At 64.9% G+C, this 12,953-nt stretch carries 11 protein-coding genes; 5 read left to right on the plus strand and 6 right to left on the minus strand.

The window, feature by feature from the left end; genetic code table 11:
* Window positions 1-20: 20 nt before the first annotated feature.
* Window positions 21-839 carry a 3-methyl-2-oxobutanoate hydroxymethyltransferase gene (gene panB / locus PEP31012_RS01830; protein WP_150587642.1) on the plus strand — a complete coding sequence of 273 codons (819 nt, stop codon included), beginning with the start codon at window positions 21-23 and terminating at the stop codon, window positions 837-839.
* A gap of 281 nt (window positions 840-1,120) precedes the next feature.
* Here the strand turns inward: panB and PEP31012_RS01835 are convergent, their stop codons facing one another.
* Together PEP31012_RS01835 and PEP31012_RS01840 are read right to left on the minus strand one after the other, a co-directional pair.
* Window positions 1,121-2,488 carry a sensor histidine kinase gene (locus PEP31012_RS01835; protein ID WP_150587643.1) on the minus strand — a complete coding sequence of 456 codons (1,368 nt, stop codon included), beginning with the start codon at window positions 2,486-2,488 and terminating at the stop codon, window positions 1,121-1,123.
* The gene (locus PEP31012_RS01840; RefSeq protein ID WP_150587644.1) at window positions 2,485-3,147 is read right to left on the minus strand and encodes a response regulator transcription factor; all 663 of its coding nucleotides are present in this window, start codon (window positions 3,145-3,147) and stop codon (window positions 2,485-2,487) included. Before PEP31012_RS01840 ends, PEP31012_RS01835 begins: the two co-directional genes overlap by 4 nt.
* A 232-nt stretch (window positions 3,148-3,379) precedes the next feature.
* On the opposite strand from PEP31012_RS01840, the gene PEP31012_RS01845 reads away from it, so the two are divergent.
* From PEP31012_RS01845 to PEP31012_RS01855, 3 genes are all read left to right on the plus strand, one after another.
* On the plus strand, window positions 3,380-4,180 hold the full coding sequence (locus PEP31012_RS01845; protein ID WP_150587645.1) for an ABC transporter ATP-binding protein: 801 nt from the start codon (window positions 3,380-3,382) through the stop codon (window positions 4,178-4,180).
* 10 nt (window positions 4,181-4,190) lie between these two features.
* Complete coding sequence (locus PEP31012_RS01850; protein ID WP_246171100.1) at window positions 4,191-5,123, plus strand: ABC transporter permease; 933 nt, start codon at window positions 4,191-4,193, stop codon at window positions 5,121-5,123.
* Window positions 5,124-5,248: 125 nt separating this feature from the next.
* The gene (locus PEP31012_RS01855) at window positions 5,249-6,277 is read left to right on the plus strand and encodes an ABC transporter substrate-binding protein (RefSeq protein ID WP_150587646.1); all 1,029 of its coding nucleotides are present in this window, start codon (window positions 5,249-5,251) and stop codon (window positions 6,275-6,277) included.
* Between the two features lie 193 nt (window positions 6,278-6,470).
* Here the strand turns inward: PEP31012_RS01855 and PEP31012_RS01865 are convergent, their stop codons facing one another.
* From PEP31012_RS01865 to grpE, 4 genes are all read right to left on the minus strand, one after another.
* Complete coding sequence (locus PEP31012_RS01865; RefSeq protein WP_150587648.1) at window positions 6,471-8,441, minus strand: chorismate-binding protein; 1,971 nt, start codon at window positions 8,439-8,441, stop codon at window positions 6,471-6,473.
* A gap of 4 nt (window positions 8,442-8,445) precedes the next feature.
* Window positions 8,446-9,597 (minus strand): molecular chaperone DnaJ, encoded by a 1,152-nt coding sequence (gene dnaJ, locus PEP31012_RS01870; protein ID WP_150587649.1) that lies wholly within the window; start codon window positions 9,595-9,597, stop codon window positions 8,446-8,448.
* A 127-nt stretch (window positions 9,598-9,724) separates the two neighbouring features.
* Complete coding sequence (gene dnaK / locus PEP31012_RS01875) at window positions 9,725-11,650, minus strand: molecular chaperone DnaK (RefSeq protein ID WP_150587650.1); 1,926 nt, start codon at window positions 11,648-11,650, stop codon at window positions 9,725-9,727.
* Between the two features lie 256 nt (window positions 11,651-11,906).
* Window positions 11,907-12,452 carry a nucleotide exchange factor GrpE gene (gene grpE, locus PEP31012_RS01880; protein ID WP_150587651.1) on the minus strand — a complete coding sequence of 182 codons (546 nt, stop codon included), beginning with the start codon at window positions 12,450-12,452 and terminating at the stop codon, window positions 11,907-11,909.
* A gap of 299 nt (window positions 12,453-12,751) precedes the next feature.
* On the opposite strand from grpE, the gene PEP31012_RS01885 reads away from it, so the two are divergent.
* On the plus strand, window positions 12,752-12,940 hold the full coding sequence (locus PEP31012_RS01885; protein WP_343039872.1) for a hypothetical protein: 189 nt from the start codon (window positions 12,752-12,754) through the stop codon (window positions 12,938-12,940).
* Window positions 12,941-12,953: the final 13 nt, after the last annotated feature.

A 12,953-nucleotide genomic window follows, 5' to 3' on the forward strand; every position in this document is an offset into this window, starting at 1 on the left:
CCTCATGAACCGAGGCTGACATGAGTTATCTGCAAGAATCCAATCGCAAGGCCGTGACCGTTCCCGGCCTTGCCCAGATGCGCGAGCGGGGCGAGAAGATCGCCATGCTCACCGCGTACGATGCGAGTTTCGCCGCGCTGCTCGACCGTGTGGGCGTCGATGCCATTCTGATCGGCGACTCGCTCGGCAATGTGATTCAAGGCCAGCGCACGACGTTGCCCGTCACGTTGCGCGACATCTGTTATCACACCGAATGCGTGGCGCGCAGCGTCGACAAGGCGCTGGTGCTGGCCGACCTGCCGTTCGGCACTTATGGCACGAAGGAACAGGCGTATCAGAGCGCCGTGACCGTCATGCAGGCCGGCGCGCAAATGGTGAAGATCGAGGGCGGCGCGTGGCTCGCCGAGACCGTGCGCTTTCTGGTGGAGCGTAGTATCCCCGTGTGCGCGCACCTGGGGCTCACGCCGCAGTCGGTGCATGCGTTCGGTGGATTCAAGGTTCAGGCGCGCGAGGATGCCGCGCAAGCGCAATTGATCGACGATGCCCGTACGCTGCAAGCCGCAGGCGCGCAGTTGGTCGTGCTCGAAGCGATTCCGGCGGCCGTCGCGGCACGCGTCACGCCGGAAGTGCCGACGATGCCGACCATCGGCATCGGAGCCGGTCCCGACTGCGACGGACAAGTGCTGGTGTTGCAGGACATGCTGGGCGTGTTCCCCGGCAAGTCGCCGAAGTTCTCGATGAACTTCATGGAAAGCCAACCGAGCATTGCGGCCGCCATCGAAGCGTACGTGCAAGCGGTCAAGCACGGCACGTTCCCGGCCCAAGCGCATTGCTTCTGAGCGAGCGAACACCTCGCTCGCGATGACAAACCGGCGGCTCGGCGACGAGCCGCTGCCGCTGTCCGCGCTGCATTTCCACTCGCGCACGAACGTCCCGCGATCCTTCCCCGCGGCGTCAGCCCCTCGTCCCCCTTGCGCAATCCTTTCGCACGCTGTCAGCCGCTCGTCCGCCGCCTTTCCGCGATCCTTTCGCACGTCGTCAGCCCGTCGTCCGCCCCCTTCCGCGATCCTTTCGCACGTCGTCAGCCCGTCGTCCGCCCCCTTCCGCACTCCCGTCGCGTTCATCCTGCCATCGGCAGCGTCAATACGACGGCGAATCCCCCGTCGTGCCCGCGCTCGAACGTCATCGCTCCGCCGTGCGCAAGCATCACCTCGGCCACCATCGCCAAGCCCAGGCTCGCCCCTTCGCGACCGTCGGCGCGCGATGAGAACGGCGTGCGCACACGCTGCCATTCCGACTCGGGGATGCCCGGCCCATCGTCGAAGAACCGCACGCGCCATTGATCGTCGACGCCCGTCACGTCGACATGAAGTCGATGCGGTGCGCCATACGCCAGCGCGTTGACCAGCACGTTCTTGATCGCTTCACGCAGGCTCAGGGCATCCCCGACGATCATGCAGGGCGTCGGGGGTGCGTGAAGGGCAACATCGATATCGCGGGTCGCATACGAGAGCGTCTCGCGCATCGCCTCCGGCAACAGCGCGTTCAGATCGACAGGCGTGGGCGCCACGCTGTCGGCGCGATGCTGCACCATCGCGTGATTGATCAACTGGTGAATGAGTCCGCCCAGCCCCCGCGCCTGCTTCTGGATGCGCGCGATATGCGCCTGACGCGCCGCCTCGTCCTGCGTCTGCGTGAGCATTTCCGCTTGCGCGGTGAGCGCCGTCACCGGCGTGCGCAATTGATGCGCGGCGTCGCCGATGACACGACGCATCAGTGCGCGCGAGGTGGCCAGCCGCTGCATGAAGTCGTTGATCGCCCCGACGAGCGCCAGCGTCTCGGCCGGCGCCGTCACCGCCAGCGGCACAAGGTCGTTCGAATCGCGCGCCCGGATCGCCGACTCGATCTGCTTGAGCGGCGCGAGCGCCTGACGCAATGTCCACAGCGCCGCGAGCATCGTCAGCACGCCGGTGGCGATGGTGATGAGCAGCGTGTTGTCCGCCAGGCCGCGCGTGAACCGCACTCGCGCATTCTGCGTGTGCGCCAGCGCCACCACGGCCCACGGATGCGGCGCCGTCACCGGCATGCGACGCCCGACGATGGCGATGCGGATGGGCATCTCCTGGTAGGTGCCGTCGACCACGACCGGCCCGTCGGCCAGCTTGTCCCACGGAATGTCGGGACGGAACTCCGAATCGCCCGCGACCGAGCGGCCGTTCGGATCGAGCACGTTGTAGAAGATCTGATCGCCGGGCGCGAGGGCGGAAAAGGCGGCGAGCGGCACGTCGACGTTGACCTCACCGTTCTGATACCACGTGTTTTCCGCGACCTGCAGCGCGCTGCCGAGCAACCAGCGGTCGTACGCGCGGTCGACGGCCGCACGCGTCGAGAACCAGATGCCGAGCAGCACGGCCGCCACGGCGAGCGCCAGCACGGCGCCCATGCGCACGACCAGTCGCAGATACAGGGAACGGCCAGGGACGATCATGACAGCACAAGCTGATAGCCCAGTCCGCGCAACGTGCGGATCTGGAATTGCGCGCCGGCGAGCTTCTTGCGCAGGCGTGCCACATATTGCTCGATGGCATTGGCGTTCGGCGCGGGCTCGTCGCCATACAGGCGATCCATGAGTTCGTCCTTGCCGAAGATGCGTCCCGGGCGCGCCGCGAGAATTTCAAGCAGTGTCACCTCACGGCGCGTGAGTTCGATCGGCAACCCATCGACTTCGACGCCGCGACTCTTGCGATCCAGTGTGAGATTGGCGCACGTCAGCCGGTTCGTGGCGTCCTGCCCGGTGCGACGCATGAGCGCACGCACACGCGCCTCCAGCTCGCGAAAATCGAACGGCTTGGTGAGGTAATCGTCGGCCCCGAGATCGAGCGCGCGCACTCGCTCTTCGATCTCCGCGCAGGCGGTAAGCATGAGCACGCGCGTGGACAAGCCGCGCTCGCGCACGCGTCGCAGCAACTCGAAGCCGTCGATGTGCGGCAGCATGACGTCGAGGATCAACAGGTCGTAATCGTCGCCGATGCGTGCCGCGGCGGCCGCGCCGTCGGTCTCGCAATCGAGCGCGTGGCCGAGCCTGCGCAACTGGGTGGCAATCGCTTCGGCGACATCGGCGGTGTCTTCCACCAGCATGATGCGCATGGTTCCTGAGTCTCCTTCGATGGTGATCACGGACGGCCCGGTAGTTCCCGCTATTGCCTGCGATTGCCCGGCGGATGTCCGTGATGGTCTCGGGATTCTCTCGGAAATCGTCGGCGACTTCCTCGGGGTTTCCCCTGACTTTGGGCGCCACGCGCCCGGCATGTCAGCTTCGCTACAGCTTCGCTGCTTAGCATGGGAACCGATTATAAAAGCATCCCTCAGGAGACACGCAATGCACAACGCCCCCCATGCGGGCGCCACCGGGACCGCTGCGTCCTCGGTGCCGCCATTGCTCGAAATCGACGGCGTCACGCTGCAGTACAAGACCGACGATTACCTGGTAACCGCCGCGCAGCAAGTGAGCTTCAACGTCTATCCGGGCGACCGGTTCGTGTTGCTCGGCCCGTCGGGCTGCGGCAAATCGACGTTGCTCAAGGCGATCGGCGGCTATCTGCCGCCGGTCCACGGCGAGATTCGCCTCAAGGGCCGCACGATCGCCGAGCCCGGCCCCGATCGCATGATGGTGTTCCAGGAATTCGATCAGTTGCTGCCGTGGAAGACCGTGCGCCAGAACGTGGAGTTCGCGCTCATCGCCAGCGGCCGCCTCAAACGACGCGAAGCCGCCGAGCGCGCTGCGCACTACATCGAAAAGGTCGGACTCGCGAAGTTCATCGACAGCTATCCGCATACGCTCTCGGGCGGCATGAAGCAGCGCGTGTCCATCGCGCGCGGCATGGCGATGGAGCCCGACGTCCTGCTCATGGACGAGCCCTTCGCCGCGCTGGACGCCCTCACCCGCCGCAAGATGCAGGACGAGCTGCTGCGCCTGTGGGACGACACGCGTTTCACGGTGCTGTTCGTCACGCACGGCATCGACGAAGCGATTCGCATCGGCACGCGCATTCTGCTGCTCTCGCCGCACCCTGGCCAGGTGAAGGCCGAACTCAATAGCATCGCCCCCGAGCAGCTCGGCACGGCGCACCAGAGCGCGCTCGAGACGCGCATCGATCAACTGCTGTTCGCAGCCCACTGAGGAGACGGCCATGAACGCCATGACCTCGCAACACTCCCCTTCGTCCCCGCAAGCGCCCCTTGAAGCTGCCCTTGAGGCGCCCCTCGAACCGGTCTACCGTCCGGAATTCGTGCTGGAACCGACGCCCGCCGAGCTGTCCTCGATTCAGCGTCCGCTCTCGACCTTCGAGACGCTGTATCGCCTGAGCTGGCTGCGCAAGACCCTCATCCTGTGCGTGCTCGCCCTGATCTGGGAGATCTACGGCCGCTGGCTCGACAACGCGCTGCTCTTCCCGAGTTTCACCGACACGGTCACCGCCTTCGCCGGCGGGCTGACGAGCGGTGTGCTGCTGCTGCGCGCGGCTGTCTCGCTCAAAACACTGCTCATCGGCTACAGCATCGGCATCGGGCTCGCGGCGGTGCTCACCACCGTCGCCATCAGCTCGAAGATCGGCAACGACCTGCTCGAGACGCTCACCGCCATGTTCAACCCGCTGCCGGCCATCGCGCTGTTGCCGCTTGCGCTGATCTGGTTCGGCCTCGGCAACGGCAGTGTGATCTTCGTGCTCGTGCACTCGGTGCTGTGGGCCGTGGCGCTCAACACGCACAGCGGCTTTCGCGGGGTATCGAAAACGCTGCGCATGGTCGGGCAAAACTACGGGCTCAAGCGTTTCGCACTGGTTCGGCATGTGCTCATCCCGGCCGCGTTCCCGAGCATTCTCACCGGGCTGAAGGTGGGCTGGGCGTTTGCGTGGCGCACGCTGATCGCCGCGGAACTGGTGTTCGGCGTGTCGTCGGGGTCGGGCGGTCTTGGCTGGTACATCTTCGAGAACCGCAACTCGCTGGAGACGGCCAATGTGTTCGCCGGGCTGTTCTTTGTGATTCTGATCGGGCTCGCGGTCGAGAACCTGCTGTTCGCCCGCATCGAAAAGCGCACCCTGCACCGCTGGGGCATGCAGCACTGACACACGGTGCAAAGACGGATCAAGCACGATTTACGCACCGTTCACCCACGATTTTTTGCGGCTGTGTCTGATTGACGCCCCTTCGGGGGTATGAATAATTCCAACTATCCGGAGACAACAACACCATGAATCGACGCCATTTCACCCGTTGGGCAAGCGCGCTGACGCTCGCCGCCACGACCGCCCTCTCCACGCTCGGCAACGTGGCGCACGCCGAAGCGAGCACCGTGCGCTTGTCGCACGGCTACGGCATTCTCTATCTGCCGCTGATGGTCATGCGTGACCAGCATCTCGTGGAGAAGCACGCGAAAGCGCTGGGCCTGGGCGACGTGAAGACGACGTGGACCGTTCTCGACGGCGGCAACGTCATCAACGACGCCATGCTCGCCGGCAATCTCGATGTCGCGGGTACGGGCGCGCCGGGCTTCGTCACGCTGTGGTCGAAGGCACACGGCATTCCGCGCTCGGAAGTGATCGGTCTGTCGGCCCTCTCGAGCGGCCCGCTCTGGCTCAACACGAACAACCCGAACATCAAGTCGCTCAAGGACTTCACCGCGAAGGACAAGATCGCGATTCCGGGCATCAAGACGTCGCTGTCCGCCGTGCTGCTGCAAATGGCGGCGGCCAAAGCCTTCGGCATCGAGAACTACGCGAAGCTCGATCCGCTCACGGTCAGCCTGAGCCATCCCGAAGCCGTCAGCGCCCTGCTCTCCGGCAAGACGGAAATCACGGCGCACTTCACCTCGCCGCCATTCTCGTACCAGGAACTGAAGGACCCGCGCATCAAGCGCGTGCTGAATTCCACCGACGTGCTCGGCAACATCACCATCGACGTGGTATTCGCGCCGAAGCAGTTCACCGTGCAGAATCCGAAGCTGGTGCAGGCAATCCTGGACGCTCAGGATGAAGCCGCCGCGTACATCGCCAAGGATCGCGTCGGTGCCGCGCAGACGTACCTGCGTGTGTCGAAGATGAACGTGCCGCAAGCCGACATCGAGCAGATTCTGGCCGACCCGGGCATGAAGTTCACCACCACGCCCAATGGCCTGATGCAGTATGTCGAGTTCATGAGCCGCGCGGGCACGATCAAGACGCGTCCGTCGAAGTGGAACGAACTGTTCGTACCGCAGATGGCCGCGCGTCAGGGCAGTTGATGGCATGACGCATGGCGGCGCATTTTGGCGCCGCCATGCGTCTGTCGCTTCCCGTCGTCGGTGTCCCTGTTGACGGTGTCGTCGTCGCTATCGTCGCTGTCGTCGTCCGCATCGTCGTCGGTGGCAGCGGCGTCATTGGCGTCATTGGCGTTGTCAGCGTCGTCGCCGTCAGCGGCATCGATGACGGCGTCAATCAATCCGCCAGCAGCATCGCAGGCAGCGGCCCGCGCAGCGCATTGCACACCACGATCGCCTGCGCGCTCAGCACGTCGTCGCGCGTGAGCACGGCTTCCACCGCCGACCACTTCGGGTCATCGAGCATCACGCCGCGCATCACGCCCGGCAGCACGCCGCACGACAGCGGCGGCGTCATCCAGATGCCGTCTCGCTTGACGAACACATTGCTGCGCCCGCCCTCGGTGAGCTCGCCACGCTCATTGAAGCACAGCACGTCGAACGCCCCTTTCGCTTCTGCGCCCTTCCACGCCGCATCGTAACGCGCACGCACCGTTGTCTTGTGTCGCAGGAACAGGTCGTTCGCGCGCGTCGTGCACGCGGGATCGCTGGCCGCCGCCAGCAACACCTTGACGGGGTCGCCCGGTAGCGGTGCCAGCACGGCGTGCGTCATCGCGACCGTGCCGTCATGCGAGAGCGCGAGACGCACACGGTGAACGCCTTCTTCGCCCAGCGTGGCGACGACCGCGTCGATCTGCGCCTGCAAGTCCGCTTCGTCGAAGCGAAAGCCGAAGCACTTCGCTGACGCCGCCAGGCGCGCCAGATGCCGTCCAAGATGGGCCACGCCGCACGCCTGCGTGGCCTGCATCGTCTCGAAGAGTTGAAAGCCCGGATCGAGCGCGCTCAGGAAGCACGCCTTGAGCTTGCACTCTTCGCGCTCCTCGTCCGCCCGGCTGTCGAGCACGATACCCGCCCCGACGCCCAACCGTCCGCGCCGCAGTCCGCTGGCGTCCGGGGCCTCGAGTTCGAGCGTGCGGATGGCGACGGACAGGCAAAAGTCGCCGAGCGCCTGCGGGTCGTCTTCCCGCGCATCGAGCCAGCCGATCGCGCCGGTGTAGAGCCCGCGCGGCGACGCCTCGAGTTCGCCGATCAGTTGCATCGCCCGATGTTTCGGCGCGCCGGTAATCGACCCGCAGGGATACAGCGCGCGCAGCACGTCGGCAAACGTTGCCGCCGGCGGCAGCGTGGCCGTGACGGTCGATGTCATCTGCAGGACGCTCGCGAAGCGCGTCACCTCGAAGCGCTTCGGCACCTTGACCGAGCCGGGGATTGCGAGGCGTCCGAGATCGTTGCGCAACAGATCGACGATCATCACGTTCTCGGCGCGGTTCTTCTCGTCGGCCGCGAGCGCGGCACTGCGTTCGGCGTCGACCGATGCGTCGCCGCTGGCTGGCGCCGTGCCTTTCATCGGACGCGCTTCCATCTCGCCGCACGAATGGCGCAGGAACAGTTCCGGCGAGAGCGAGAGAATCGCCCGGCCGGCCACGCCCGACGCGCCGGGTAGCATCACAAGCGCGCCGTACGGCACCGGCTGACGCGCACGCAACCGGCGATACAAGGCGACCGGCGAGCCGAACGCGTCGAAATTGAGACGGTAGGTGTAGTTGATCTGATAGCACTCGCCTTGCGCGAGCCAGTCGTGGATGCGGGCGATGGCGTCGTCGAAGGCGGCGTCGCTCACATCGCTGTGCAGCGCCGCGACGCCCGCCACGCCAGGCGTTGCGATGCCATCGCCGTTGCCGTTGCCCTTGCCGTTGCCGCTTCCGTTGCCGGTGCCATAGCTTCCGGCCGCTGCCGCCGCCGCGTCGCCGGCATCCGCCGCTTCGCGCTGCGACAACCAGGCCTGCGTTTGCGTGGCGTCGAGCCGCTGCAACTCACGAAACAGCAGGGTGCGCAATCGTCCCCGCGCGCGGCGCGTCGCCACCGTGTGCACGCCGGCCAGGCGTACACCGAATTCGTAGTCGGCCAGCAGCACGGCATGCAGGCCGTGGCGCGTGGCGTCTTCCACTTCGCGAAGCGCGTCCGAAAGCAAATCGGGCTCGTCGCAAGTCACCTCGCGTACGAGCCCGGTATACAGACGCGCCCCGCCGGCCGGATCCGCGCTGTCGTCCAACAGCGCGAACGCGGCCAAGGGGGCTTCACATGACATGGAATTACTCGAAGAACTGCTTCACGCGGTCGAACCAACCCTTCGTCTGCGGACTGTGGCGAGCGCCGCCAGCCTTGAGTGCCGTGTCGAAGTCGCGCAACATTTGCTTCTGCTTGTCGTCGAGCTTGACCGGCGTTTCCACCTGCACATGCACGTACAGATCGCCGGGATAGCTCGCGCGCAGGCCCTTGATGCCCTTGCCCCGCAGGCGGAACGTCTTGCCCGTCTGCGTGCCTTCCGGCACTTCGAACGTCGCCTTGCCGTGCAGCGTCGGCGCGTCGATGTCGCCGCCGAGGGCCGCCGTCGCGAACGAAATCGGCATCTGGCAATGCAGGTCGTCGCCGTCGCGCTCGAACACGTTGTGCGCCTTGATGTGGATTTCCACATACAGGTCGCCCGCCGGACCGCCGTTCACGCCCGGCTCGCCGTTGCCGGCCGAGCGGATGCGCATGCCGTCTTCGATACCCGCCGGGATCTTGATCTCCAGCGTCTTGGTCTTCTTGATCTTGCCCGAGCCGTGGCAGTTCGTGCAGGGGTCGGGCAGGTAAGAGCCGGTGCCGTGACACTTCGGGCAGGTCTGCTGAATGCTGAAGAAGCCCTGCGACATGCGCACCGCGCCCGATCCGTTACAGGTCGGACAGGTCTCGGGCTTCGTGCCCGGCTTCGCGCCGTTACCGTGGCAGATCTCGCATTCGTCCCAGCTCGGCACGCGAATCTGCGTGTCGAAGCCGTTCGCGGCCTGCTCGAGCGTAATCTCCATGTTGTAGCGCAGATCGGCGCCGCGATACACCTGCGGACCGCCGCGACCACCCCGGCCGGCCGCACCGCCCGGACCACCCTGGCCGAAGATGTCGCCGAAGATATCGCCGAACGCGTCCGCGAAGCCGCCGAAGCCCTGTCCGCCCGCCCCGCCGAAGCCGCCCATATTGGGGTCGACGCCCGCGTGACCGTACTGGTCGTACGCAGCGCGCTTCTCCGGCTCGGAGAGCATCTCGTAAGCCTCTTTGACTTCCTTGAACTTCTCTTCGGCGTCCTTGCTGTCCGGATTGCGGTCCGGATGGTACTTCATCGCCAGCTTGCGATACGCCTTCTTGATTTCGTCGTCGGCGGCGTTCTTGGCAACGCCAAGCACTTCGTAGTAATCACGTTTGGCCATAAGTCTTTCCAATGTTGGCGCATGTCGCCATCAGGCAAAAAGCCGGGTCGAGATTCCCTTGGCAGAGAACTTCGATACCCGGCCTACACGCGACGCACACTCGCGTGCGTCGCGCGCCATGCACGCCTTACTTCTTGTCGGTGACGTCCTTCACTTCGGCGTCGACGACGTTATCGTCATGCGGCTTGCCCGGCTCGGCGCCCGCGGCACCCGCAGCACCGGCTTGCGCCTGCATGTCGGCATACATCTTTTCGCCGAGCTTCTGGCTGGCCGTGCCCAGCGCCTCGACCTTGGCATCGATGTCTGCCTTGTCCGAACCGCGCAGCGCATCTTCCAGTGCCGTGATGGCCGATTCGATCGCTTCCTTTTCCGAGGCTTCGATCTTGTCGCCGTACTCGGTCAGCGCCTTGCGGGTGCTGTGGACCAGGGCGTCGCCCTGATTGCGGGCGTCGGCCAGTTCGCGCGCCTTCTTGTCTTCCTCGGCATTGAGCTCGGCATCCTTGACCATCTGCTCGATCTCGGCGTCCGACAGACCCGAGTTCGCCTTGATGACGATCTTGTTTTCCTTGCCCGTCGCCTTGTCCTTCGCGCCGACGTGCAAAATGCCGTTGGCGTCGATGTCGAAGGTCACTTCGATCTGCGGCGTACCGCGTGCGGCGGGCGGAATGCCCTCGAGGTTGAACTCGCCCAGCGACTTGTTGCCGGCGGCCATCTCGCGCTCACCCTGATACACCTTGATCGTCACGGCCGGCTGGTTGTCGTCGGCCGTCGAGAACACTTGCGAGTGCTTCGTCGGAATCGTGGTGTTCTTCGTGATCATCTTCGTCATCACGCCGCCGAGCGTTTCGATACCCAGCGAGAGCGGCGTCACGTCGAGAAGCAGCACGTCCTTGCGGTCGCCCGAGAGGACCGAGCCCTGAATCGAGGCGCCTGCCGCCACGGCTTCATCCGGGTTCACGTCCTTGCGCGGTTCCTTGCCGAAGAACTCCTTGACCTTCTCCTGCACCTTCGGCATGCGCGTCATACCGCCGACCAGAATCACGTCGTCGATGTCGCTCACCTTCACGCCGGCATCCTTGATGGCCAGACGGCACGGCTCGATCGTGCGGGCGATCAGCTCTTCGACCAGCGCTTCGAGCTTGGCGCGCGTAATCTTCAGGTTCAAGTGCTTCGGACCCGAGGCGTCAGCCGTGATGTACGGCAGGTTGATTTCGGTCTGCTGGCTCGACGACAGCTCGATCTTGGCCTTTTCGGCAGCTTCCTTCAGGCGTTGCAGCGCGAGCACGTCCTTCGACAGATCGACGCCTTGTTCCTTCTTGAACTCACCGATGATGTAGTCGATGATGCGCTGGTCGAAGTCTTCGCCACCGAGGAACGTGTCGCCGTTGGTCGACAGCACTTCGAACTGGTGTTCGCCGTCCACATCCGCGATTTCGATGATCGAAATGTCGAACGTGCCGCCACCCAGGTCATACACCGCGATCTTGCGGTCGCCGCCTTCCTTCTTGTCCAGACCGAATGCCAATGCGGCAGCGGTCGGCTCGTTGATGATGCGCTTGACTTCCAGACCGGCGATACGACCCGCGTCCTTCGTCGCCTGACGCTGACTGTCGTTGAAGTAGGCCGGCACCGTGATCACGGCTTCCGTGACCGGCTCGCCCAGGTAATCCTCGGCGGTCTTCTTCATCTTGCGCAGCACTTCGGCGGAAATCTGCGGCGGGGCCAGCTTCTGGTCGCGCACTTCCACCCAGGCGTCGCCATTGTCAGCCTTGACAATCTTGTAAGGCATCAGGCCGATGTCCTTCTGCACTTCCTTTTCTTCGAAGCGACGGCCGATCAGGCGCTTGACGGCGTACAGCGTGTTCTTCGGATTGGTCACCGCCTGGCGCTTGGCCGGCGCGCCGACCAGAATCTCGCCGTCTTCCATATAGGCGATGATCGACGGCGTGGTGCGGGCACCTTCCGCGTTCTCGATGATCTTGACCTGATTGCCTTCCATGACGGCCACGCACGAGTTCGTGGTGCCCAAGTCGATACCGATGATTTTGCCCATGACTATTTCTCCTAGCGTCCTTTGCGTCGTTCCGTGGGGCCTGTAGCCCGCTTAAATCGTTGATCTGCACGTCATATGGGTGCAGCCCGGTCCATTTCAAGACCCTTCTTGTCGTCCGGTTTTGCAGCGCCCCGTGCCGACGTCGCCATCCGCGGGAAACCCGTGCAGCGCCGGGGTCCCGCCGGTCGTGCCGCCTGCCGGAACGTCGAAGCTTGCCATGATGTCATGGCGCTCGACGCCGGCCCGGCGCCGTGAATTACTTGGCCGCGGCGACGGTCACGAGCGCCGGGCGCAGCACGCGCTCGGCGATCAGGTACCCCTTTTGCAGCACCGTCACGACCGTGTTCGGCTCTTGCTCGGAGGGCACCATCGAGATGGCCTGATGCTGATGCGGATCGAACTTCACGCCGGCCGCGTCGATGACCGTCACCCGGCTGCGCTCGAGCGCCGAGACGAGCTGGCGCAACGTCAGGGCAACCCCTTCCTGCAGCTTGGCCACGTCGCCGCTCTGGTCGGCCGCGGCAGCTTCCAGACTGTCGATCACCGGCAACAGGTTCTCTGCGAAGCTCTCGACGGCGAATTTACGGGCCTTCGCCACATCCTCTTCCGCACGGCGGCGGACGTTCTCCATCTCGGCGCGCGCGCGCAGGGCGTCGTCGCGCAGGGCAGCCGCCTCGGCCTGTGCCGCCAGAAGTTGCGCCTCGACCGAGGGCAGCGCGTCGTTCGCGCCCGCAGCGTCGGTCGGGGCCGCTTCGGCCTGGGACGGAATCGGCTGATCGGGGGTGTTTTGCGGTTCAGTCATGAGCTTGAGTCGTCAAAAGGTTCTTGCGGCGCACCACGACGATGCGCCACCGGTTCAAATCCCTTTGCATAGTAGGGGCGTTCACACCGATTTCAAGGGCTGGCGGGCATGTTGTGCGCCATACCGGTGCGCGCCGCGTGCCGGCAAACATCCGGTTACACGCGTTACGAGTCCGCTATTGTATCGGCCGTTGCTGCGACCTAACATGAAATACGGTTTGGCGAATGCATGTGCCGCGCCGAACCCGGCCGCTCGCCGGACATCCCCGGTTCGCACGAGTGTTCTCTCAGGAGCGCATCATGAAGCTGCCACTGGCTGTTGTCTTCATCCTTGCGTTGGTGACGACGGTAACGATTACGATCTGCTTGTCCGGCGCAGTCACGCCCCGCGATACCGAGTACGGTGGCGTACGGGCGGTGCTGTATCACGACTTCGAAATGCCGGGCGTTCCGGTGAATTCGTCCAATACCGGCATTCCTTCGCGCTAGTCACCCGAGAGCG

Source organism: Pandoraea eparura (assembly GCF_902459725.1).
In the GTDB taxonomy this organism is placed as follows: domain Bacteria; phylum Pseudomonadota; class Gammaproteobacteria; order Burkholderiales; family Burkholderiaceae; genus Pandoraea; species Pandoraea eparura.